Origin of the sequence: Saccharibacillus sp. CPCC 101409, assembly GCF_030518235.1 — a bacterium.
Taxonomy (GTDB): Bacteria; Bacillota; Bacilli; order Paenibacillales; family Paenibacillaceae; genus Saccharibacillus.
In genome coordinates this window covers 129,677-151,771 of the sequence record NZ_JAULSA010000005.1, presented here as the reverse complement: position 1 = coordinate 151,771, position 22,095 = coordinate 129,677, and the positions used below count along the sequence as shown (strand labels likewise).

Sequence of the window (22,095 nt, the reverse complement as noted above, 5' to 3'; positions counted from 1 at the left end):
CTTCGCAACGGGAGGAATAGCATGGAACGGAATATCCAGGGACAGAACGCTCTCGTAACGGGCGCTTCGCGCGGCATCGGCCGGGCAATCGCGCTCGAACTGGGCCGACGAGGCGCCAACGTCGCCGTCAATTACGCCGGCAACGAAGCCGCCGCGCTCGAAGTCGTGCGAGAGCTGGAAGACCTCGGCGTCAAAGCCGCGGCGTTCAAAGCGAACGTGGGCAAAAGCGCCGAAGCGGAAGAACTGATCAAAGCCGTCACGGCCGAATTCGGCAGTCTCGATATCCTGGTCAACAACGCGGGCATCACGCGCGACAATCTGGTGATGCGCATGAAGGAAGAAGAATTCGACGACGTGATCGAAACGAACCTCAAAGGCGTGTTCAACTGCATCAAAGCCGTAACCCGGCCCATGATGAAGCAGCGCTCGGGACGGATCGTCAATATCTCGTCGGTCGTCGGCGCGATCGGCAACGCCGGCCAGGTGAACTACACGGCCGCCAAAGCGGGCGTGATCGGCATGACCAAATCGTGCGCGCGCGAGTTCAGCAGCCGCGGCATTACGGTCAACTGCGTCGCTCCGGGCTTTATCGACACGGACATGACGGACGTCCTGTCCGACGAGATCAAAAGCGGGCTGCTCGCCGGCATTCCGCTGAATCGTCTCGGCCGTCCGGAGGAAGTCGCGACGGCCGTCGCTTTTCTGGTTTCGCCCGATGCCTCGTACATGACGGGACAAGTCCTGCATGTCGACGGCGGGATGTACATGTAAGTCCATGTCAACCATGTAAATAGTGGCTTTTTGGCGGAGCTTCTCGTATAATACCATTTGAAGAGGAGGTGAACCGGAATGTCTGATGTAATGGAACGCGTAACTCGCATCGTCGTTGACCGCCTTGGCGCTGACGAAGCGGAGGTTACGCCGACAGCTTCTTTCAAAGAAGATCTCGGAGCGGACTCGCTCGACGTGGTCGAATTGGTAATGGAGCTCGAAGACGAATTCGACTTGGAGATCTCTGACGAAGACGCAGAGAAAATCACGACCGTAGGTGACGTTGTGAGCTACATACAATCGCATACCTAAGGGCGTTTAAGGGTCCCGCTCCGCGCTTCTTCACAGAGCCGGCTCGGGACTTCTCCTTCATTTACGGAAACAACAAGAATGCCGGACCGATTCCGAACGGGGAAGTCCGGTATTTCGTCAATAATAGATGTCAATATATGAGGTGACCCATATGGAGCAGCAGCACAGAGTAGTCGTTACCGGTATGGGAGTCGTGACTTCCCTCGGCAAGGACGTGGAAACGTTTTGGAACAACTTGCTTGCAGGCAAATCGGGCATTTCGCGCATCGAGAGCTTCGATGTCAGCGAATACTCGACGCAGATTGCCGCGGAGATTCACGACTTCAACCCGGAAGACTATGTGGAACGCAAAGAAGCCCGCAAGATGGACCGCTATGTGCAATTCGCGTACGCGGCTTCTTCCGAAGCGCTTCAAGACAGCGGGCTTAAGATCGGCGGCAATATCGAAGCGGAACGGGTTGGCGTTATCGTCGGTTCCGGCATCGGCGGCCTCGGCACGTGGGAAGACCAGTTTACGACCCTGACGCAAAAAGGACCGAAACGGGTCAGCCCGTTCTTTATCCCGATGATGATCGCGAATATGGGCTCGGGCGACGTCTCGATCAAACTCGGCGCCAAAGGCCCGAATACCACGGTCGTCACGGCCTGCGCGACGGGCACGCATTCGATCGGCGACTCGTTCAAGCTGATCGCGCGCGGCGATGCCGACGCGATGATCTGCGGCGGCGCGGAAGCGACGATCCGTCCGACGGGACTCGCGGGCTTCGGCGCCATGCGGGCGATGTCCACGCGCAACGACGAGCCGGAGAAATCCAGCCGTCCGTTCGACAAGGACCGCGACGGTTTCGTTATGGGCGAAGGCGCGGGCGTATTCATTCTCGAATCGCTGGAGCACGCGCAGGCGCGCGGCGCGCACATCTATGCCGAAGTGATCGGCTACGGACTGAGCGCGGACGCGCACCATATGACCGATCCCGATCCGGACGGCGCGGCGCGCTGCATGAAGATGGCGCTTAAGAGCGCCGGACTCCAGCCGGAAGATCTGGATTACATCAACGCGCACGGCACGTCCACGCCGGCCGGAGACCGGTCCGAGACGACGGCGGTCAAATCGGCGCTGGGCGATCACGCCTACAAGATTGCGGTCAGTTCGACCAAGTCGATGACCGGACACCTGCTGGGCGCGGCCGGCGGCGTGGAAGCGGTTATTTGCGCGCTTTCGCTGGAGAATCAGATTCTCGCCCCGACGATCAATATCGACAACCAGGATGAAGCATGCGATCTCGACTATGTGCCGAACAAGGCCCGCAAAGCGGATCTGAACATCGTCATGTCGAACTCGTTCGGGTTCGGAGGCCATAACGCTTCCGTCATTCTCAAAAAATTCGAAGCGTAAGGAGCCGGAACGTTGAGCGGAGATCTGAAACAACTTCAGCAGAAACTAGGAATCCAGTTTGCGGACAAGCCTCTGCTAAAGCAGGCTTTTACGCATGCGTCGTATGTCAACGAACACCGGTTCAGTCAGCATCATGACAATGAGCGGCTCGAATTTCTGGGCGACGCGGTCCTGGAGCTGACAGTGTCGGAATTTCTCTACAACCGTTTTCCCGGCCGTCCGGAAGGCGAGCTGACCAAGCTGCGCGCGGCGATCGTGTGCGAGCCTTCGCTGGTCAAGTTTGCGGAATCGCTGAATTTCGGCGCCTACGTGCTGCTCGGCAAAGGCGAAGAACTGACGGGCGGCCGCAGCCGTCCGGCTCTGCTCGCCGATGTGTTCGAATCGTTTGTCGGCGCGCTGTATCTCGACCAGGGCCTGGAGCCGGTGCGCTTTTTCCTGGAGCGTTACGTCTTCCCGCAGGTCGCCTGGGATGGCAAGCTGCAAATGAGCGATTTCAAAACGGAGCTTCAGGAACTGACCCAGCATCACAATCTGGGCGTGCTCGAGTACCGGATCGTCGAGGAGCGCGGGCCCGCGCACGAGCGCGAATTCGTATCCGAAGTGTATATGGGCGAGCGCAGCCTGGGCCGCGGAACCGGCCGTTCCAAGAAAGAAGCGGAGCAGCAGGCCGCGGCTGCGGCGCTGGAAACGCTGAAACTGTAAGCTACAAGTAAAGAGCAAAGAGCGGCCGCAAGCTTCAATCGGTTCTGTCCGAATCTGCCTGTGCCGCTTTTTGCTCTTTTCGTTGTAAGAAGACACCACATTAAACGGGGGAGGTGAGCTCCGGTCATGTATCTGAAACGGATCGAACTCGCCGGATTCAAATCGTTCGCCGACAAAACGGAAATGGAATTCGTCCGCGGCATTACCGCGGTCGTCGGTCCGAACGGAAGCGGCAAAAGCAATATTTCCGACGGCATTCGCTGGGTTCTGGGGGAACAGAGCGCCAAAAGTCTGCGCGGCGGCAAAATGGAAGACATCATCTTCGCGGGCAGCGACGCCCGCAAAGCGGTCAATTACGGCGAAGTATCGCTGACGCTCGACAACACCGATCATGTGCTCGCGCTCGATTTCGGCGAAGTGACCGTCACGAGGCGCGTTCACCGCAGCGGAGACAGCGAATACCTGATCAACCGCCAGCCGTGCCGGCTGAAAGATATTACGGAACTGTTTATGGATACGGGCATCGGCAAAGAAGCCTATTCGATTATCGGGCAGGGGCGGATCGAAGAGATCCTGAGCACCCGTTCCGAGGACCGCAGAGGCATTTTCGAAGAAGCGTCCGGCATCGTCAAATATAAATCCCGCAAAAAAGAAGCGAACCGCAAGCTGGCCGACACCGAGCAGAATCTGCTGCGCATCCACGACCTGGTCACCGAGCTGGAAGACCAGATCGGGCCGCTCAAGCAGCAGGCGGAGAAAGCGCAGCGCTACAAGACGTTGAAAGAAGAACTTAAAGACAAGGAAATCGCGCTGTTCGTCTATCAGATCGGGGAGATTCACCGGGCCTGGACCGAAGCTTCGAACAAGCTGGCCGGGCTGGAAGAGCAGCGCTCCGCGCTGGCGGAAATCGTCGAAGCGCACGACCGCAAGCTCGACAGCGACCGTCAGGCGCTGCGGGCGGTCGAAGACGAGATCGAAGAACTGCAAAGCCGGCTGCTCCGCTACAGCGAGCTGTCGGAGAAGTCGGAAGGCTACGCCAAGCTGCTGGAGGAGCGCCGCCGCAATCTCGAGCAATCGAGAGAGCAGCTCAAAGCCGCGATCGAAAGCGACGGCGAACGCTTCGACCAGCGCAAGCAGGAAGCGGCTTTCGTGCAAAGCCGGCTGAACGCGGCCAAAGCCGATCTGGAACTGCTGCGCGCCGAATTGTCGGCGGAGCAGGCCAAGCTGACCGGCGTAACCGAAGGCATCAGCCACGAGCAGGAAGAAAAGCTCAAAGGCGACCTGCTGGAGCTCATGAACAAAATGGCGCAAACGCGCAACGAGATCCGCTACGCGGACCAGCAAAAAGAAGGCGTGATGCGGCGGATGAACCGCGTCGACGAAGAATCCGGCCGCTGGGAAGCGGAGAAAGAAAAGTTGGAGCGCGAGCAGAGCGAACGCCAGTCGGCGCTTGAACAAGCGTCGCGCGATATCGCCGCGCTGCGCCGCTCGTATATCGAAGAAAGCGAGAAGCTGCACGCGCTGCAAAAAAAAGCGTCCGACAGCTCGTCTTCCGCGCGCAAATGGGAACAAAAGCGCGAAGCGCTCGTGTCGCGCCGCGATACGATGAAAGAGATGCAGGAAGACTTCGAAGGCTTTATGGCCGGCGTCAAAGAAGTGCTGCGCGCTTCGCGCAGCCGCCAGCTCGAAGGCGTGCACGGCGCGGTCGCGGAACTGATCACCGTTCCGCAGCAGGTGGAAACGGCGATCGAGACGGCGCTGGGCGCTTCGCTCCAGCATATCGTCATGGAGAACGAAGCCTTATCGCGCAAAGCGATCGGCTATCTGAAGCAGCGGCAGCTCGGGCGCGCGACCTTCCTGCCGCTCGACGTGATCCGCCCCCGCCATATGTCGGAGAGCGACAAGCGCGCCGCGAGCGGCGCGCAGGGATTCGTCGGCATCGGCGCCGAACTGGTGCAGGCCGACGAGCGCTACGGCGGCATCGTCGGAAGTCTGCTCGGCGGCCTGGTCGTCGCCGAGCATCTGGAGGACGCGAACGGCATCGCGTCCCGGTTGAATTACCGTTACCGCGTAGTCACGCTGGACGGCGACCTGGTCAACGCCGGCGGCTCCATGACCGGCGGCAGCCAGAACCGGCGCGGCGGCAGCCTGCTCGGGCGCAAGCGAGCGCTGGAACAGCTGGACCGCGAGATCAAAGAAAGCGAACGCGAGATATCGCGGCTATCGCGCGAAGAACGCGAAAACGGCGAGCAGGCCGGCCAAAGCGAAGTCCGGCTGGGCGAGCTGCGCGAGCGCGGCGATTCGCTGCGCGCCGAAGAGCAGCGGCTGGACGGCGAGCTCAAGCAGACCCGGCACGGGCTGCGGCACGTCAACGAGCAGTTCGCGCTGCACGGCGAAGAGCGCTCCGGCTATGCCGAGGAGCTGGAAAGCGCGGGCGAAACCCGCCAAAAAGCCGAGCGGCGGCTCAAAGAGCTGGAAGCCGAGGAAGCGGCGAACCGCCAGGCGATCGCCGCGGCCGAATTCGCGCGCAAAGCGGGCGAATCCGCGAAGGAAGAACTGCAAGGGCATCTGACCGAGCTGCGCGTGCAGGAAAGCCGGCTCGGCCAGGAAACGGCTTCGCTCGAAGAACGGCTGAGCCGCCTCGGCGAAGAAAACGGCACGTTCTCCGGCCAGCTTGCCGACCGCCGCAAAATGCTGCGCGGCGCGGAAGCGGAGCTTGCGGCGAATATCAAAGACGCCGAAGACCATGTGCGCGAACTGAAAGAAGCCAAAGAACTCAAAAGCGGCACGCAGGAGACTTTGGACGAGAAGCGGCTGGAGCGGACCGAACGCCAGCGCAACCTGCAGGAGCGCGAAAGCGAAACGCACAAGCATCGCGGCGAACTCAAAACGGTCGAGGAAAGTATCCGCCATACGGAGATCCAGGCGACCCGGCTCGATGTGGAGCTGGAAAACACGCTGCAAAAGCTGACGGAGGAATACGGCATCGGCTACGAGCTGGCGCAGCAGCGCTACGAACTGCCGGAAGACCCGGAAGCGGCGCGCCTGGACGTGCGCGAGATCAAGCGCGGAATCGCGCTGCTGGGCGAGGTCAATCTGGGCGCGATCGAAGAATACGAGCGGGTCAGCGAGCGCTACAACTTCCTGAGCGAACAGAAAAACGATCTGATGGAAGCCAAAGCGCAGCTGTATCTCGTGATCCGAGAGATGGACGAGGAGATGTCCAAACGGTTCAAAACGACGTTCGACAGTATCCGCCGCCAGTTCGGCAGCGTATTCTCGAAGCTGTTCGGCGGAGGCCGCGCCGACCTCGTCCTGCTCGATCCGGACAATATGCTGGAAACGGGGATCGATATCGTCGCCCAGCCTCCGGGCAAAAAGCTGCAAAACCTGCAGCTGCTGTCTGGCGGCGAGCGCGCGCTGACGGCGATGGCGCTGCTATTCGCGATTCTGCACGTCAAGCCGGTTCCGTTCTGCGTGCTGGACGAAGTCGAAGCGGCGCTGGACGAATCGAATGTAACGCGGTTTGCGCAGTATCTGCGGGAATTCGCGGAACAAACGCAGTTTATCGTCGTCACGCACCGCAAAGGCACGATGGAAGAAGCGGATGTGCTGTACGGCGTCACAATGGAAGAAGGCGGCGTATCCAAGCTGGTTTCCGTAAAGCTGGAAGACGAGGAGATCGGTATCGCCTGATTGCGGCAAGGCAGCGTTCCGGCGGACAGCCGGAGCGAGATCTTATATTATTCGAATCCACGACTGGAGGCAAGATCGAGCATGAGCTTTTTTCGAAAGCTGAAAGACAGCATCGCGGGCAAGACCGATTCGGTCACCAAACAATTTAAAGACGGACTGGAGAAAACGCGCAAAGGATTCGTGGAGCGCGTCTCGAACCTGATGGTCCGCCGCCGCAAGATCGACGAAGAGTTTTACGAAGAGCTGGAAGAGATTCTGATCGGCGCCGATGTCGGGGTCAATACCGTCATGGAGCTGGTCGAAGATCTGCGCGCGGAAGTGAAAAAACGCCGCTTGAGCGACGCGAGCGAACTGCGTCCGGTATTGTCCGAGAAGCTGGTCGAACTGCTGCGCGGCGAAGAAGACAATGCGCTCAAGACGAACCCGGACGGCATCACCGTGATCTTGTTCGTCGGCGTCAACGGCGTCGGCAAAACGACGACGATCGGGAAGCTTGCGCACAAATTCAAAAACGAAGGCAAAAAAGTGCTGCTCGCGGCCGGCGATACATTCCGCGCCGGAGCGATCGAACAGCTTGAAGTCTGGGGGAACCGTACAGGCGTTGAAGTCATCAAGCAGCAGGCGGGTTCCGACCCGGCGGCCGTGATGTACGACGCTGTGCAGGCCGCGAAGCAGCGCCGCGCCGACGTGCTGATTTGCGATACGGCGGGCCGTCTCCAGAACAAAAGCAACCTGATGGACGAACTGAACAAGATCTTCCGCGTGATCCAGCGCGAGATTCCCGGCGCTCCGCACGAAGTGCTGATGGTGCTCGACGCGACGACGGGCCAGAACGCGCTCAGCCAGGCCAAATTGTTCGGCGAGAAAAGCGGCGTAACCGGCCTTGTGCTGACCAAGCTCGACGGCACGGCCAAAGGCGGCATCGTCGTGGCGATCCGCCAGGAATTGAATATCCCGGTCAAACTGGTCGGCCTGGGCGAGAAGATGGAAGATTTGCAGGAATTCGATTCGGAGCAGTTCGTGCACGCGCTGTTCGCCGGACTGATCGACGAAGAGCTGGTCGACGAAAACGGCGAGGTTCAGCAGCCGGAATAACCCCGGCGCAAAGTGGCGCCGCGGCTCGACAGCGGTTATAATCGAGGCATGAAGTTTGTCATGTCGCAAACAGAAAGGGAGGAATGCTCCATATGGCCAACACGCATACGTATTCCCGCCGGGAAGAAGTCGCCAACGCGGTTACGCACGGCGTCGGAGCCGCGCTCAGCATCGCGGCGCTCGTGCTGCTGATCGTTTTCGCCAGTCTCAAAGGCAGCGCATGGCATGTCGTCAGTTTCACCGTTTACGGAGTGACCATGCTGCTGCTGTATATGAACTCGACGCTGGTGCACAGTTTCCGGGAGGGGAAGGTCAAAGACTTTTTCGAGTTTATGGACCATTCCTCCATCTATGTGTTTATTGCCGGTACGTACACGCCGTTTATGCTGACCGCGGTTCGCGGACCGCTCGGTTGGACTTTGTTCGGACTGGTCTGGGGCATCGCGATCGGCGGTGTCGTATTCAAAGCGTTTTTCGTCAAAAAGTTTCTGTTTATGTCCACGCTGTTCTATCTGCTGATGGGCTGGCTGATCGTACTGGCCTGGGGCGCGCTGACCGCTGCCGTTCCCGCCGAAGGCATCCACCTGCTCGTAGCCGGCGGCCTGATGTATACCGTGGGCACGATCTTCTACGTCTGGCGGGCTTTTCCTTACCATCATGCCATCTGGCATTTGTTCGTGCTGGCGGGGAGTATCCTACACTTTTTCTGCATTTTGATGTACCTGCTTCCTTAAAGCCTTCCCAGAATCCCCAAAGCGACTTCCAATAGACCGACAAAGAAAGCCGGACGGTTCAACCGGCTTTCTTTTCGTACACGGGAGCGATTTCAATCGAATTTGGGAAGGCCGTTTCTTCGAATAAAATCTTCAAAGCAGATTCCAATCGAATTAAGGAAGTCAGCGCTCGGGGAGGGCCGGACGCTAAAAAAACCGCCCTTAAAATTTTTTCCGAAAACACCTCCACATGTTAAGCACAAACGCTTGACATCTCCCCGTGTATTCGGTATGATAGGGAACGTTGATTGATGTGTAAAGTGTTTTCCCTTGACGAGAGGAGCGTTCCGGATGACTCAGGAAAGCCGTCTGGAAAAGACGAACCGGATCAACCTGCTGTTCGCGTTTTACGAGCGGCTCCTGACGGAGAAGCAGCAGACATTTCTGAAGTATTATTTCCACGACGATTTCTCGCTCGGCGAGATCGCGGCGGAATTCGAAATCAGCCGCCAGGCGGTGTACGAACATATCAAACGGGCGGAGCAGACATTGGAGAATTACGAAGCCAAGCTGGCCCTGCTGCAGCGGCACGAAAGCCGAATGCAGGAAATTCGCGTGCTTGAAACGATGGCGTCGAGCGAGACGCTGCCGGAAGACACGCGGCAGGAACTCGGCCGGATCGCGGACAAACTGCAGTCGCTGGAATAAGCGGGCGGATTGCGCGGAGGTCGCAGCGGTAAGTTCGATATATAAGGGAAGACGATATATAGACGATATATAATAGAAGAGAAACGATACAGATCAAGGGTGAGACGGGGGTGAAACGATGGCATTCGAAGGATTGACAACCAGGCTGCAGAACGTGTTCGGCAAGCTGCGGGGCAAAGGCAAAGTCTCGGAAGAAGACGTGAACGACGCGATGCGCGAAGTGCGCCTGGCGCTGCTGGAAGCCGACGTCAACTTCAAAGTCGTGAAAGACTTCGTCGCCAAGGTCAAAGAAAAAGCGCTTGGCAAAGAAGTCTCCGAAAGCTTTACGCCGGGTATGGTCATTATCGATATCGTCAACAAAGAATTGACCGATCTGATGGGCGGCACGCAGTCGAAGCTGAACAAGAACAATCGGCCGCCGACCGTCATCATGATGGCGGGTCTGCAGGGCGCGGGCAAAACGACCACGACCGGCAAACTTGCCAAGATGCTTCAGAAGCAGGGCAGCCGGCCGCTGCTGCTGGCGGGCGATATTTATCGTCCGGCGGCGATCAAGCAGCTCCAGGTGCTCGGCGAACAGATCAATGTTCCCGTGTTCTCGCTCGGCGACCAGGTCAGCCCGGTCGAGATCGCCCGTCAGGGTCTGCAGATGGCGAAAGACAAAGGCCACGACTACGTGATTATCGATACGGCGGGCCGCCTGCATATCGACGAGCAGCTGATGGACGAGCTCAAGCAGATCCATACGGAAACCAAACCGGACGAAGTGCTGCTGGTCGTGGACGCCATGACCGGTCAGGACGCGGTCAATGTCGCGCAGAGCTTCAACGAGCAGCTGTCGCTGACCGGGGTCGTGCTGACCAAGCTCGACGGGGATACCCGCGGCGGCGCGGCGCTGTCGGTCAAAGCCGTAACCGGCTGTCCGATCAAGTTTATCTCGCTCGGCGAGAAGCTGGACGCGCTGGAGCCGTTCCACCCGGAACGGATGGCGTCGCGTATTCTCGGCATGGGCGACATGCTGTCGCTGATCGAGAAAGCGCAGGCCGGTATCGACGAGAACAAAGCGAAGGAAATGGAGCGCAAGATGCGCAACGCCGAATTCACTTTCGACGATTTCCTGGAGCAGATGGAACAGGTCAAGCAGCTCGGTCCGCTGGATCAGATCATGGATATGATCCCGGGCATGAACAAGATGAAGCAGAAGACCGATTTGAAAGTCGACGACAAGCAGGTCGGCCGGATCGAAGCGATCGTGCATTCGATGACCAGCGCCGAGAAGCAAACGCCGGATATTATCAACTATAGCCGGCGCAAGCGCATCGCGGTAGGCAGCGGCACGTCGCTTTCGGAAGTCAACCGCCTTATCAAGCAGTTCGACGAGATGAAGAAAATGATGAAGCAGCTGTCGGGCATGATGGACCCCAAAGGCGGCGGCAAAAACAAAGCGATGAAGCAGATGCAAAAAATGAGCAAGGGCATGCGTTTCCCGTTCCGCTGAGCGGAGAAGGAACATTTCCATAAAGGCTAACAGCCGACACGGCATTTAAAGCCGTTTATTTCTTGAAGGAGGTGATTTTCGTGGCAACTCGCATTCGTCTGAAGCGTATGGGTGCGCATAAAGCGCCTTTCTATCGTATCGTGGTTTCGGATTCCCGTTCCCCGCGTGATGGACGCTTTATCGAGGAGATTGGTTACTACAACCCGGTCGCTGAACCGCAAGTAGTAAACATCAACGAAGAAAAAGCTTTGGCTTGGCTGCAAACCGGCGCGCAAGCGTCCGATACCGTTCGCAACCTGCTGAGCAAAGCCGGCATCATGAAGAAATTCCATGAAGCCAAACTGCAAAAATAAGACAGTGACTCGGAGGGGTTGACGTGGAACAGTTAGTAGCGGTTATCGCAAAAGCTCTGGTCGATCATCCGGAAGACGTCACGGTCCGTACCGTAGAGAAAGAGTCCCTGGTCGTATACGAACTCTCCGTGCATCCCGACGACGTAGGCAAGATCATCGGGAAGCAGGGACGGATCGCCAAGGCGCTGCGTACGGTCGTGACGTCGGCAGCAGTCAAACTGGACAAGCGGGTTACCGTGGATATCCAGTCTTAAAAGGGAAAGGCTTCGTGCGCGGCGGGTCGAACTTGTTTGGCACGTTTCGCGCATCGACGCTTTCCGGTCTTAAAGATATACGAAAAGGGGTTAGGAGATTGTCTTCCTAGCCCCTTTTCGTACGTAGTCAAGACTGCGATTCAAACGAATTTGAAGATAAAACGATTTTAGATAGAGAGGTAGGAACGCAATCATGAATTCGAAGATCGAATCGAACTTTTTGAGCGTGGGCAAAGTGGCGAATACGCACGGCATACGGGGAGAATTGAAAATTTTTCCGTATACCGATTTCCCCGAGATGCGCTTTGCCGCCGGCAAAGAACTGCTGCTGATCGAGCCGGAGGGAGGCTCTCCGCTCAAGGTGAAAGTGATCGCCGCCCGCGAACAGAAAAACGTCTATATCGTCAAGCTGGACGGTTACGACAATATCAACCAGGTCGAGAAGTATAAAGGCTGGGACGTCAAAGTGCCGAAAAAAGAAGCGGTCGAAGCCGAAGAGAACGCTTATTATTTCCACGAGATTATCGGCTGCGCCGTTCTGGACGAGCACGGCCAAGAATTGGGCATCGTCAAAGATATCCTGACGCCGGGCGCCAACGATGTATGGGTCGTCAAAGGAAAAGGTGGCAAAGAGCTGCTGATTCCGTTTATCGAAGATATCGTCAAAGACGTCGATGTGCAGAAGAAAGTCGTTCGCATCGAAGTGATGGAAGGACTGCTCGACTGATGCGGATCGACGTGCTGACTTTGTTTCCGGAAATGTTCGAAGGCGTATTCGGCGCCAGCATCCTCGGCAAAGCGCGTGACCGCGGAATTGTGTCGCTGTCGGCGGTCAATTTTCGCGATTACGCCAACAACAAGCACGGACAGGTCGACGATACGCCTTACGGCGGGGGCGGAGGCATGGTGCTGAAAGCCGAGCCGATCTATGCGGCGGTCGAAGACCTGCTGCGCAAAAAGGAATCGGAAAGCGCAGAGGCGGCGCCCGGAAGCGGCGAGTCTTCGAAGCCGCGCATCGTGCTGCTGTGTCCGCAGGGCGAAACGTTTACGCAGCGCAAAGCGGAAGAATTCTCGCGCGAAGATCATCTGATCTTTATCTGCGGGCATTACGAAGGATACGACGAGCGTATCCGTACCGGACTCGTCACCGACGAGATTTCGATCGGAGACTATGTGCTGACCGGCGGCGAGCTGCCGGCGATGGTCATGATCGACAGCACGGTCCGGCTGCTGCCGGGCGTGCTCGGCAACGAAAGCAGCGCCGTGACCGATTCGTTCAGCACGGGGCTGCTGGAATATCCGCACTACACGCGTCCGACCGAATTTCGCGGCATGAAAGTACCGGATATTCTAATGTCCGGACATCATGCGAATATCGAAGCGTGGCGCCGCCGCGAATCGCTGCGCCGGACGCTCCAGCGCCGGCCGGATCTGCTTGTAAAGCTGGAGTTGAACAAGCAGGAGCTGAAGTGGCTGGAAGAATTGAAGCGTGAAGAAGAGGAGCGGAGCGAACGGGAGAAAAGCGAATAAATCGCAAACAAATAGATAAGCGTTCGTGATATAAAAGAAACCCCGTGAATTTCCTGAACGGAATTCACGGGGTTTTTCTGCTTTGAACGCAAACGATCGGCGCGTTAACGGGTGATCTCGATACTGCCGGAAGTCGCGCGGACGACCGAATCGCCGTCGATCGGTAAACGGCTTTTATTCTTTTTTATCGGAAAATGCTAAACTGGAAGGGACAACCGGAGACGGTAAGGTTACATAGGTGAGAGAGGGAAGCCGGCGCAGCCGCCGGCAGCGGAAAGAAGAATGGAGGATGCATATGAAAGGCAGGAAGATAAGAGCGATTATGCCGCTGCTGTTTGCCGTGCTGCTGCTGTTTGCGGCGGCCGTGCCTGCGGCGACGGCGTCCAGCCCGCAGCGCAGCGGGATCGTAACGGATGAAGCGGGACTGTTCAGCCGGAGCGAGATCGACCGGCTGGAGCGGGAGCTTTCAAGCGGAACGTATACCGTATACGTATTGACGGAAACCGGCATGAGCGACAGCGAAGCCGCGCGGCTCTCCGCCCGGACTTACGAGAACTGGAACCTGGACCGGAACGAACTGCTGCTGCTGATCGTGACGAATCCGAACACCGCGCATCTGGAGTTGGACAATGCGGCGCTCGGCGACGCCCAGAATATTCTCGACCGCGCCTTCGTGCCGGCCGCGTCGAGCGAAGGTCCGGCGGCCGGAGCGCTGGCGGTGGGCGAGTACGTCAACAGCGGCTCCGCCGGGGCTGCTTCGTCTTCCGGATCCGGACTGGTGTCGGACGGCAGGTCGCAAAGCGGATCGTTTGGCGGCGGCTGGCTGTACGCGCTGCTGGGGCTGGCCGTGTTGGGCGTCGCGCTTTATGTGCTGGTCAGCACGTTCAGAGCCGGTTCGCGCGTCAAGAAGCGGGCGCAGGAGCTGAAAAGCCGGCAAAAAGACTGGTCGGCCAAAGTGGACGGCATCATGGTATCGGATCTGTTCCGCGAGGTGGAGATGGGCTTTGTGCAGGGCGAAACGCTGAAAGAAGCCGAAAGCATCAGCAAAGAAGCCGTCGGGCTGCATCAATCGGGCGGCGAACTGACGGCGCGGCTCGATGGATTCCGGATCGGGGCGTTCGCGTCCGGCGCCAAGCGCAAAGAACTTGATACGCTGACTAGAGAAACGGAAGACTGGGGAGGCCGCGTAGACGCGCTGAGCGGCCGCTACGAGTCGGTTTCGGCCAGCTTTGCCGATGTGCGCCGGCGCGTAAGCGAAGCGCGGACGCTGGCCGAGGAGACGCGCCAGGCGCTCGGGAAGCTGCGCGAAGAAACGGGATATCCGCTCGATTCGCTGCAAAAAGAGTTCGACGCCGCGGCGGCTTTGTTCGAACGGGCGGACGGACTGGACGAGTTCGACGTGATCCAGGCGTCCGCGCCGGCCGAGCAGGCGCTGGAGCGGTTGAAAACGATCTCCGCGAATATCGAAGCGCTGCGGCGGCTCGCGGCCGATGCGGCCGACTGGCCGGGCAGGATCGTGGCCGCGGAGCGCGAGCTGCGTCCGGTAGTCGAACGGGAAGGACTGCTGCTGACCGAAGAAGATCCGTTCCGGGTGCTCAGCGACGCAGGCGCCGAGACGCAGCGTTTGAACGGGCTGATTCAAGCCGGCGACGTGCCGGCGGCGCAAGAATGCGCGCAGGGAATCGAAGACCGGATCGCGGAAGCGAAAGATATCGTGCGCAGACGCCTGGACAGCCGGCGCACGTCCGCCGAATCGCTGCGCGATGCCGAAACGCTGCTGGGCGAGATCGAAGCATTCAAGCCGCGCTACGAGCAGGAGCTCGGCGAACTGCGCGGCCGCTACGCGGAGTCGCATCTCTCCGCGCAGCGCGAACGCTATGCCGAGATCGGCAAAGCCGCCGAAGAAGTAAACCGGCTGCTGCCGGAGATCCGGTCGGCGCTCAATCCGCAGGTTCAATATTACAAAGCGGCGCGCGAGAAAAGCGACCGCACCGACAAGCTGGCGTCGTCGGCCCGGGAGCATATGCGCGAAGCGCTCGCGTATGCGGGTGAACTGGACGCGCAGCGCAGCGCGGCCGAGCAGCGCTACGAAGGCGCGCGCAGCGTGTTCCGCCAGGCCGGCGCGTCGTACCGTGCGCTCGGCGTGACGATGCCCGAATACGACCGGGCGCTGATCAACGCCGAAGGCGAAGGTGCGGCGGTGCTGGCGGATCTTCGGCGCCAGCCGGCCGATCTGTTGAGCGCGGAGCCGCTGCTGGCCGCTTACGAGCGGAACGCGGCGGACTTCGCGCAGCATGTCCGGGAGCTGCAGGAGCGGCGCGACCAGGCGCTGAGCCAGCTCAGCGGGCTGAGCGGCGACTTCGTCGGCCGCGAGCAGTCTTACCGCGGATATCTGCAAACGCGTCCTTATGCGAACCGTTACGGGGAATTCGAAGCGGAAGCGCGGCGTCTGATCGCGATCGGCCGATTCGAAGAAGCGCTGGCCCAGGCGGCTTACGGGCGCCAGGTGCTGGACGAGATGGAACGCGATTACCGGCGCGCCGTGCAGCGGGCCAACAGCCGGCGCACGGGCGGCGGACCCGGCGGAGGCTTCGGAGGCGGGTTTGGCGGCGGTTTCGGGGGAGGGCGTCCCGGAGGCGGCCGGTCTTCCGGCGGTTCCAGCTGGGGAGGCGGCCGTTCGAGCGGCGGCTCTTCCTGGGGAGGCGGCAAAAGCGGCGGAGGCCGATCGTCCGGTTCGTCGAAATGGTAGAAAGAACAAACGGAATTTTATTCGTCGAACCGCTTGCCTTTTTATGATATTCCATGGTAGAATCAATCCGTTGTGTAATCTTGCGGTCCTCTGCGGATGATGAGGCGGAAAACAGTTTCCGAAGAAGACGTATGAACGCATGTGTGGAAGGAGGAAACAAACATGAATCTGATTCAAGCTCTGACAGAAGAACAACTGCGCAAAGATATCCCGAGCTTCCGTCCCGGCGACACTTTGAAAGTGCACGTTAAGGTTATCGAGGGAACTCGCGAGCGTATCCAGTTGTTCGAGGGTGTCGTGATCAAGCGCAAAGGCGGCGGCATCGCCGAAACCTTTACCGTTCGTAAGATTTCTTACGGCGTAGGCGTGGAAAGAACGTTCCCGATCAACTCGCCTAAAATCGACAAAATCGAAGTGGTGCGTCACGGTAAGGTACGTCGCGCCAAACTGTACTACCTGCGCGAACTGCGCGGTAAAGCAGCCAGAATTAAAGAAATTCGCCGTTAATCTTCCTTTCGGGGAAGCCGCAAACGGACGAAACAAGGGGAGCTTGGAAACAAGCTCCTTTCGTTTTATTCTCAAGCCGGAGGCGGTGCCTCGCGGTCAATATGAGCATTTCTCAAAACCGGACGGCGCAGGATGCGGTCATTGCGCAGTAGGCGCGATCGAGCCGCGGACGGATGGTTTTGCAAAATGCTGATGTTTGGACAACAAGCGTAAGGAGAGAGGGCAAGCTATGGAAGAAAACGTAAATCGTCCCGCCGCGGAACCTGAAAACGACCGCAAAAACCCGAAAAACAAAGTGAAAAGCGAGACGCTGGAGTGGATCAAAGCCATCGCTATCGCCCTGGTACTGGTCTTTGTGATCCGCTGGCTGCTGTTTGCGCCTTATATGGTGGACGGACAGTCGATGGAGCCTAATTTCCATACGCATGAGCGAGTAATCGTCAACAAAATTTTGTTCGATATTCGTCCGCCGAAAAAGGACGAGGTTATCGTGTTCAAAGTTCCGTCCGAGGACAATAAAGAATTTATCAAGCGCGTTATCGCGGTGCCGGGCGATACGGTCAGCGTGGAAGGCGACGTGGTTACGGTCAACGGGAAAGAAATCAGCGAACCGTATATCCAGAGCGCGCTCGACCAGGCTCATGCCAACGGTTACACGTACAACAACGACACCAATTTCCCGAATACGGAATTCCCGGACGGCACCGTTCCGGCGGGACACGTGTTCGTGATGGGCGACAACCGCCCCAACAGCAAAGACAGCCGGATGATCGGCTACGTTCCTTACGGAGACATTACCGGCCGCGCCGACCTGGTATTCTGGCCGTTTAGCGATCTGCATATCGTCAATCATTAACAGGCATGACCGGCCGGCCCGCGCAGCTGCGGCGGGCGGCCGCAAGGAGAGGTGAAACACCGTTATGACAATTCAGTGGTTTCCCGGTCACATGACCAGAGCGCGGCGTCAGATCGAAGCCAAGCTGAGCCTGATCGATCTGGCGATCGAACTGCTCGACGCCCGGCTTCCGCTGTCCAGCCGCAACCCGATGATCGGCGATATCCTCAAGGACAAGCCGCGGCTCGTCCTGCTCAACAAGTCGGATCTGGCCGATCCCGAGCTTACGAAGAAGTGGATCGAATATTTTCGCGAAGAAGGCCATACGGCGATCGAAACCGATTCGTCGGGCGGCCGGGGTATGAAAGAAATTCCGCTTCAGGCGAAGCTGCTGCTTAAAGAAAAGATCGACCGGCAGATTGCCAAAGGCATGAATCCGCGCGCGATCCGGGCTTTGATCGTCGGCATCCCGAATGTGGGCAAGTCGACGCTAATCAACCGTCTGGCCGGCAAAAGCATCGCCGAAACGGGAGACCGTCCGGGCGTTACCAAAGGCCAGCAGTGGATCAAAGTCGGCAAAGAGATGGAACTGCTCGATACGCCGGGTATCCTGTGGCCGAAGTTCGAGGACCAGAACGTCGGCATGAAGCTGGCCGTTACCGGCGCGATCAAAGAAGATGTGCTCAACGTGGAGGAAGTGACGTTTTTTGCGATCAAATACTTCGCGGAGCATTACTGGGGCCGTTTGTCGGAGCGCTACGAACTGGGCGGGCGTCCGGAAGTGTTCGACGACGCGGACGAGATCGTGCGCATCATGGAAAATATCGGACGCAAACGCGGCTGCCTGATGAGCGGCGGACGCGTCGATCTGGAGAAAGCGTCGATTCTGTTCCTGCGCGATCTGCGCGCCGGCAAGATGGGGCGCTTCTCGCTGGAAGAACCGTTCTGAGCACAGGATCGCAGCAATACGTTACGCAAGCAGACCGCGCAGGCAGCGCGGCGGGAGATCGCCGAGATTTCGGCGGTCTTTTTTTGATGGAAATTCGTAAAACGTCCGGCAGGAAAGATGTGCGGGGAAGCCGAATCGGTTAAAATGGGAAGAAAAAAGGAGCGGGTAAACGTATGGCGGTTAAAAAAAGCGGCGAGGAAAAAGCAGCGAAGCCGAAAAAAATCAAAGTCGAAATCGACCGGACGGCGCTGGAAAAAGAATGGTGGGCGGAAGGCTTCGACCGGATCGCGGGCGTCGACGAAGTCGGCCGGGGCTGCATGTTCGGAGATGTGGTCGCGGCGGCGGTCATCCTGCCGACCGGACTCAAGATCGAAGGCGTGGACGACTCCAAAAAGCTGTCCGAGAAAAAGCGCGAAGAGCTGTTCGACGTGATTATGCGCGAAGCCGTAGCGGTCGGCGTAGGCCGCGTCGATCCCGTGACGATCGACCGGATCAATATCAAGCAGGCGTCGAGACTGGCGATGAAAATGGCGGTCGAAGCGCTGGGCGAGCAGCCGGACGGACTGCTGGTGGACGCGGAGCGGATCGACGTCGATCTGCCGCAGCGCGCCGTAATCAAAGGCGACTCGCTCAGTCAGAGCATCGGAGCGGCGTCGATTATCGCCAAAGTCACGCGGGACCGGCTGTGCGCGGGCGAATGGGAACAGGATTATCCCGGTTACGGAATCGCCGTACACAAAGGCTACGGCACGGCGGTGCACCGCGACCGTATTCTGGAGCTGGGCATCAGTCCGCTGCACCGGCATAGTTTTCTCGTCAAGATGAAAGAGCAGCACGAGAAACTGCGGTAACTTCGGGGGGATAAAGCTCTTATCGCAGTCCGTGTTTTTTCCGATATAACGAATGTGAAGAAGTCCGTCGACAAGAGTGGAATGTTCAAAAAAGAGAAGAGGTGAGCGAGATGAACATCGGTTCGCTGCTGAAAGGGATGATGGGCGAGGCCAGACCCGGCGAGGTCAAGTCGCTGGAACTGCGCGAAGGCCAGGTCGTCCGCGGCGTTGTGCTGTCGGTGTCCGACGACGGCAAAGAAGGCGTAATCCAGGTCCAGGGCGTTAAAGTAAACGCCAAGCTGGAAGCGCCGCTGCAGGCGGGACAAACGACGTTTATGCAGGTTCAGCCCGCCGCCGAAGACGGAACGATGGTCATGAAGCCGGTAGCGGCTCCGCCGGGAGCCGAAGGCGGAGCCCAGTCGATCGGCGACACGCTCAAGCAGCTCGGCCTGCCCGATAACAAGCAGACCCGGGAGCTGGTGCGCATGATGCAGCAGGCGGAAATCCCGCTTACCCGCGAGCAGGCGGCGGAAGTGCGCAATCTGCTGGCCCAGAAACCGGCCGCCGTCAATGCGCAGGAATGGGTGAAATCGATCGGCATTCTCCAGCAGCGCGGCCTGCCGGTCACGCCCCAGAGCGTAGCCGGACTTCAGCAGGCCGTATTCGGCCCGCCGGTATCCGATCTGCTGCAGAATCTGGAGCAGCAGGTATCGGCCGCGCTGGCGAATCTGGGCGGCGAAGAAGGAGACGTCGTGCCGGGCCGCGGGACCGGAATGGGCGGGAACGCCGGAATGCCGGCGGGGACCGCGGGCAGCGGAACCGCGGCGGGAACGGCCTCAGGCGCGAATACGCCGGCGAACGGCGCGGGGACGGCGGGTACTGGCGGCAGCGCGGCTGGCGGTGCCGCTGTCAATGCGGGCGGAGCGGGGGCGGCCGGTAACGCCGCCGGCAGTGCCGCGGGAGCCGGAGCGCCCGGCGGCGCTGTGAATGCGGGCGGAGCGAATGCAGGCTCCGCCAACAACGGGGCGGGAGGCGTTCCGGTTTCGGGAACGCCTGCGGGTTTGTCCGCGGCTTCCGCCGCCGCGGACGCCGTGGACAGCGGGCCGTTCCCGCCGGCCCGCACCGCCGCCGGGGCGGCGGCTTCCGGCGCTGCCGCAGGCGCCGGAGGTGCTGCCGTACCGGATGCCGCCGCGCAGGCAGCCGGTACGGCCCGGGCCGCGGGCGCAGCTCCCGCGGCCGGCGGCGCAGGCTCGCCGCCGGGAACAGCGGCGGCTCCGCAGGCCGCCGCGGGAACGCCGCCCGCCGCCGCTCAGGCGGGCGAAGCCGCTCCCCGCGCCGCAGACGCCGCGCTGCTGCGCAAAGTGCAGTCGCTGCTCGGCGAGCTGCGCGCAGCGTCCGCCGGAGGCACGGCGGACGAAGCCCCGGCGTCCGCCGCCCAGGCTTCGCCGCAGTCCGCCGCGGCGGACACAGCCGGCCCGTGGGTCGGCCGGCTGCTCAAGATGCTCGGCGCGGAGCACGAGCAGCAGACCGCGCGCACGACGCTGCTGCAGTCGGCGCCCCAGGGTGCGGCCGCGCAGCCCGCGGCCCAAGCCGGCGCCGGCCAGACCGCCGGCGCCCAGCTGCCTGCCGCGCAGCCATCCGCCGCGGCATCGGGCGCAGCCGTGCCCGACGGGATCTCTCCGACCGTCCGCGCCGCCGCCGAGCAGGCGCTGCGCGCTCTTTCCGGCTCCGGCGACGGACCGGATGCCGCTGCGGCCGCCGATGCCCGGTCCGGCGCCGCGGGCCAGGCGCCGGCCGCCCATACGCCGGCCGAGATTCGCGAAAGCCTCAAGTCGCTGCTGCTCCAGCTGTCTTCTTCCGACAGCCTGCCTTCGGCGGTCAAAGAAGCGGCCCAGCAGGCCGTGCAGCAGATGACCGGCCAGCAGCTTCTGCTGAATACGGACCGCACGGCGCCGTTCGCCCAGGTGACGATGTTTCTGCCGTTTGTCGGTCAGGACGGCAGCCAGACCGCTTCCGTCCAGATCGAGTCCCGGCGCGGTCCGAAAGGCGAGCTGGACGCGTCCAACTGCCGGTTGTGGTTCGACCTGGACATGAAATCGCTGGGGCGGACCGTGGTCGACGTGCAGGTAGTGGACCGCAATGTCAGCCTGAATTTCCGCAACGACGAAGAATGGGTGCGTCCGCTGCTCGAAAGCAGCCAGAATGAGATCGCATCGGCGCTTAACAACGCCGGTTATCAGCTGATGGCGCTGCGCACGGACGTTCTTCCCCAGCGGCCGAGCGAAGCGGCCGAGACTTCGGCGGCGGGCTCTTATACGCCTTCGGTCTATCGGGGAGTGGATGTGAAGATATGAAAGAACAAAAGCCCGAAGAAGCCGCGCGCAAACGCGCGGTCGCGCTCAAATACAGCCCGGAACAAATGGCCGCGCCGACCGTCGTCGCAAAGGGCAGCGGCAGTATCGCCGACGCGATCCTTGCGCGCGCCCAGGAAGCCGGCGTGCCGATCCAGGAAGACGCCGCTCTGGTCGAAGTGCTGTCCAAGCTGGATCTCGACCAGCAGATTCCGGGAGAACTGTACGGCCTGGTCGCCGAGCTGCTGTCTTTTATTTATAAAAGCGACCGCGAAGCGGGAAGAAGGCTGGGCAGATGAAGCCGCCGGAAGGATGGGAGAAGCTTTTCACGGACGAGCGCGGCGAAAGCGCGGGTCGCGCGCCTCGTCCGGATCGCAGCGCGGGAAACGAGGACCCGCCGCGCCCGAAGCGGAGTCCCGCTTCCGTACATAACGCGCATACCCGCAAAGACAAAGGCCGGGCCGCCGAAGAAGCGGCGGCCCTGTATTTGCAGCGCCAGGGCTGGACCGTAACGGAGCGCAACTGGAGCTGCCGCGCCGGCGAATTGGACCTGATCGCCCGCCGCGCAGAAACGATATTGTTCGTCGAAGTGCGCAGCCGCAGCGGAACCGGCTTCGGTCTGCCGGCCGAATCGGTCGACGCCCGCAAAGTGCGCAAAGTCCGGCGTACCGCGGAAATCTATTTGCAGCGCTTCGGCCTGCTGGACCGCCGCATCCGCTTCGACGTGATCGCGGTTATGCTCGGCAGGGAGCTTGAGATCCGCTCGCTGGAGCATATCGAAGAAGCGTTTTGACGTTTCCCGGGCGGCCGCATAAAATAAATGAGATTCAATCGAGCAAATTCTAC

At 60.0% G+C, this 22,095-nt stretch carries 21 protein-coding genes; all 21 read left to right on the top strand.

Going from position 1 to position 22,095, the window contains the following annotated elements; all coding sequences use genetic code 11:
- Nucleotides 1-21: 21 nt before the first annotated feature.
- The 21 genes from fabG (at nucleotide 22) to QWJ34_RS13165 (ending at nucleotide 22,042) form a co-directional block, all read left to right on the top strand.
- Nucleotides 22-771 (top strand): 3-oxoacyl-[acyl-carrier-protein] reductase, encoded by a 750-nt coding sequence (gene fabG / locus QWJ34_RS13265; protein WP_302728452.1) that lies wholly within the window; start codon nucleotides 22-24, stop codon nucleotides 769-771.
- A 78-nt stretch (nucleotides 772-849) separates the two neighbouring features.
- Complete coding sequence (acpP, locus tag QWJ34_RS13260; protein ID WP_037282458.1) at nucleotides 850-1,083, top strand: acyl carrier protein; 234 nt, start codon at nucleotides 850-852, stop codon at nucleotides 1,081-1,083.
- A 151-nt stretch (nucleotides 1,084-1,234) separates the two neighbouring features.
- A complete protein-coding gene (gene fabF, locus QWJ34_RS13255) occupies nucleotides 1,235-2,479 on the top strand; it encodes a beta-ketoacyl-ACP synthase II (RefSeq protein ID WP_302728447.1) in 1,245 nt (414 codons plus the stop codon).
- Nucleotides 2,480-2,491: 12 nt separating this feature from the next.
- On the top strand, nucleotides 2,492-3,181 hold the full coding sequence (rnc, locus tag QWJ34_RS13250) for a ribonuclease III (RefSeq protein WP_302728445.1): 690 nt from the start codon (nucleotides 2,492-2,494) through the stop codon (nucleotides 3,179-3,181).
- Nucleotides 3,182-3,307: 126 nt separating this feature from the next.
- Complete coding sequence (smc, locus tag QWJ34_RS13245) at nucleotides 3,308-6,877, top strand: chromosome segregation protein SMC (protein ID WP_302728443.1); 3,570 nt, start codon at nucleotides 3,308-3,310, stop codon at nucleotides 6,875-6,877.
- A gap of 81 nt (nucleotides 6,878-6,958) precedes the next feature.
- Nucleotides 6,959-7,972, top strand: coding sequence for a signal recognition particle-docking protein FtsY (ftsY, locus tag QWJ34_RS13240; protein WP_302728441.1), 1,014 nt, complete (start codon nucleotides 6,959-6,961; stop codon nucleotides 7,970-7,972).
- Nucleotides 7,973-8,064: 92 nt separating this feature from the next.
- Nucleotides 8,065-8,706 (top strand): PAQR family membrane homeostasis protein TrhA, encoded by a 642-nt coding sequence (gene trhA, locus QWJ34_RS13235; protein WP_302728439.1) that lies wholly within the window; start codon nucleotides 8,065-8,067, stop codon nucleotides 8,704-8,706.
- 330 nt (nucleotides 8,707-9,036) lie between these two features.
- The gene (gene ylxM / locus QWJ34_RS13230; RefSeq protein WP_302728437.1) at nucleotides 9,037-9,393 is read left to right on the top strand and encodes a YlxM family DNA-binding protein; all 357 of its coding nucleotides are present in this window, start codon (nucleotides 9,037-9,039) and stop codon (nucleotides 9,391-9,393) included.
- A gap of 118 nt (nucleotides 9,394-9,511) precedes the next feature.
- On the top strand, nucleotides 9,512-10,891 hold the full coding sequence (gene ffh / locus QWJ34_RS13225; RefSeq protein ID WP_302728435.1) for a signal recognition particle protein: 1,380 nt from the start codon (nucleotides 9,512-9,514) through the stop codon (nucleotides 10,889-10,891).
- An 80-nt stretch (nucleotides 10,892-10,971) separates the two neighbouring features.
- Entirely contained in the window at nucleotides 10,972-11,244 is a 273-nt protein-coding gene (gene rpsP, locus QWJ34_RS13220) for a 30S ribosomal protein S16 (protein WP_255941646.1), read from the top strand.
- Between the two features lie 23 nt (nucleotides 11,245-11,267).
- Nucleotides 11,268-11,498, top strand: a complete 231-nt coding sequence (locus QWJ34_RS13215) for a KH domain-containing protein (protein WP_302728432.1) — start codon at nucleotides 11,268-11,270, stop codon at nucleotides 11,496-11,498.
- Nucleotides 11,499-11,703: 205 nt separating this feature from the next.
- On the top strand, nucleotides 11,704-12,225 hold the full coding sequence (gene rimM, locus QWJ34_RS13210) for a ribosome maturation factor RimM (protein ID WP_483314270.1): 522 nt from the start codon (nucleotides 11,704-11,706) through the stop codon (nucleotides 12,223-12,225).
- Nucleotides 12,225-13,028, top strand: a complete 804-nt coding sequence (gene trmD / locus QWJ34_RS13205) for a tRNA (guanosine(37)-N1)-methyltransferase TrmD (protein ID WP_302728429.1) — start codon at nucleotides 12,225-12,227, stop codon at nucleotides 13,026-13,028. Before rimM ends, trmD begins: the two co-directional genes overlap by 1 nt.
- A 295-nt stretch (nucleotides 13,029-13,323) precedes the next feature.
- The gene (locus tag QWJ34_RS13200; RefSeq protein WP_302728427.1) at nucleotides 13,324-15,777 is read left to right on the top strand and encodes a TPM domain-containing protein; all 2,454 of its coding nucleotides are present in this window, start codon (nucleotides 13,324-13,326) and stop codon (nucleotides 15,775-15,777) included.
- A 162-nt stretch (nucleotides 15,778-15,939) separates the two neighbouring features.
- Nucleotides 15,940-16,284: a 50S ribosomal protein L19 gene (gene rplS / locus QWJ34_RS13195; RefSeq protein ID WP_302728425.1), complete on the top strand. Its 345-nt coding sequence runs from the start codon at nucleotides 15,940-15,942 to the stop codon at nucleotides 16,282-16,284.
- A gap of 229 nt (nucleotides 16,285-16,513) precedes the next feature.
- Nucleotides 16,514-17,140, top strand: a complete 627-nt coding sequence (gene lepB, locus QWJ34_RS13190) for a signal peptidase I (protein WP_302728423.1) — start codon at nucleotides 16,514-16,516, stop codon at nucleotides 17,138-17,140.
- A gap of 64 nt (nucleotides 17,141-17,204) precedes the next feature.
- A complete protein-coding gene (gene ylqF, locus QWJ34_RS13185) occupies nucleotides 17,205-18,068 on the top strand; it encodes a ribosome biogenesis GTPase YlqF (RefSeq protein ID WP_302728421.1) in 864 nt (287 codons plus the stop codon).
- Nucleotides 18,069-18,241: 173 nt separating this feature from the next.
- On the top strand, nucleotides 18,242-18,919 hold the full coding sequence (locus tag QWJ34_RS13180; RefSeq protein WP_302728419.1) for a ribonuclease HII: 678 nt from the start codon (nucleotides 18,242-18,244) through the stop codon (nucleotides 18,917-18,919).
- A 110-nt stretch (nucleotides 18,920-19,029) separates the two neighbouring features.
- Nucleotides 19,030-21,252 carry a hypothetical protein gene (locus tag QWJ34_RS13175; protein WP_302728417.1) on the top strand — a complete coding sequence of 741 codons (2,223 nt, stop codon included), beginning with the start codon at nucleotides 19,030-19,032 and terminating at the stop codon, nucleotides 21,250-21,252.
- A complete protein-coding gene (locus QWJ34_RS13170) occupies nucleotides 21,249-21,548 on the top strand; it encodes an EscU/YscU/HrcU family type III secretion system export apparatus switch protein (RefSeq protein WP_302728415.1) in 300 nt (99 codons plus the stop codon). Before QWJ34_RS13175 ends, QWJ34_RS13170 begins: the two co-directional genes overlap by 4 nt.
- Nucleotides 21,545-22,042 (top strand): YraN family protein, encoded by a 498-nt coding sequence (locus QWJ34_RS13165; protein WP_368046600.1) that lies wholly within the window; start codon nucleotides 21,545-21,547, stop codon nucleotides 22,040-22,042. The genes QWJ34_RS13170 and QWJ34_RS13165 overlap by 4 nt, the downstream gene beginning before the upstream one ends.
- Nucleotides 22,043-22,095: the final 53 nt, after the last annotated feature.

What these genes read in the sequence shown, in the direction of transcription:
- fabG (WP_302728452.1), top strand. Translation starts at nt 22, where the DNA reads ATGGAACGGAATATCCAGGGACAGAACGCTCTCGTAACGGGCGCTTCG.
- acpP (WP_037282458.1), top strand. Translation starts at nt 850, where the DNA reads ATGTCTGATGTAATGGAACGCGTAACTCGCATCGTCGTTGACCGCCTT.
- fabF (WP_302728447.1), top strand. Translation starts at nt 1,235, where the DNA reads ATGGAGCAGCAGCACAGAGTAGTCGTTACCGGTATGGGAGTCGTGACT.
- smc (WP_302728443.1), top strand. Translation starts at nt 3,308, where the DNA reads ATGTATCTGAAACGGATCGAACTCGCCGGATTCAAATCGTTCGCCGAC.
- ftsY (WP_302728441.1), top strand. Translation starts at nt 6,959, where the DNA reads ATGAGCTTTTTTCGAAAGCTGAAAGACAGCATCGCGGGCAAGACCGAT.
- trhA (WP_302728439.1), top strand. Translation starts at nt 8,065, where the DNA reads ATGGCCAACACGCATACGTATTCCCGCCGGGAAGAAGTCGCCAACGCG.
- ylxM (WP_302728437.1), top strand. Translation starts at nt 9,037, where the DNA reads ATGACTCAGGAAAGCCGTCTGGAAAAGACGAACCGGATCAACCTGCTG.
- ffh (WP_302728435.1), top strand. Translation starts at nt 9,512, where the DNA reads ATGGCATTCGAAGGATTGACAACCAGGCTGCAGAACGTGTTCGGCAAG.
- trmD (WP_302728429.1), top strand. Translation starts at nt 12,225, where the DNA reads ATGCGGATCGACGTGCTGACTTTGTTTCCGGAAATGTTCGAAGGCGTA.
- QWJ34_RS13200 (WP_302728427.1), top strand. Translation starts at nt 13,324, where the DNA reads ATGAAAGGCAGGAAGATAAGAGCGATTATGCCGCTGCTGTTTGCCGTG.
- rplS (WP_302728425.1), top strand. Translation starts at nt 15,940, where the DNA reads ATGAATCTGATTCAAGCTCTGACAGAAGAACAACTGCGCAAAGATATC.
- lepB (WP_302728423.1), top strand. Translation starts at nt 16,514, where the DNA reads ATGGAAGAAAACGTAAATCGTCCCGCCGCGGAACCTGAAAACGACCGC.
- ylqF (WP_302728421.1), top strand. Translation starts at nt 17,205, where the DNA reads ATGACAATTCAGTGGTTTCCCGGTCACATGACCAGAGCGCGGCGTCAG.
- QWJ34_RS13180 (WP_302728419.1), top strand. Translation starts at nt 18,242, where the DNA reads ATGGCGGTTAAAAAAAGCGGCGAGGAAAAAGCAGCGAAGCCGAAAAAA.
- QWJ34_RS13175 (WP_302728417.1), top strand. Translation starts at nt 19,030, where the DNA reads ATGAACATCGGTTCGCTGCTGAAAGGGATGATGGGCGAGGCCAGACCC.
- QWJ34_RS13170 (WP_302728415.1), top strand. Translation starts at nt 21,249, where the DNA reads ATGAAAGAACAAAAGCCCGAAGAAGCCGCGCGCAAACGCGCGGTCGCG.
- QWJ34_RS13165 (WP_368046600.1), top strand. Translation starts at nt 21,545, where the DNA reads ATGAAGCCGCCGGAAGGATGGGAGAAGCTTTTCACGGACGAGCGCGGC.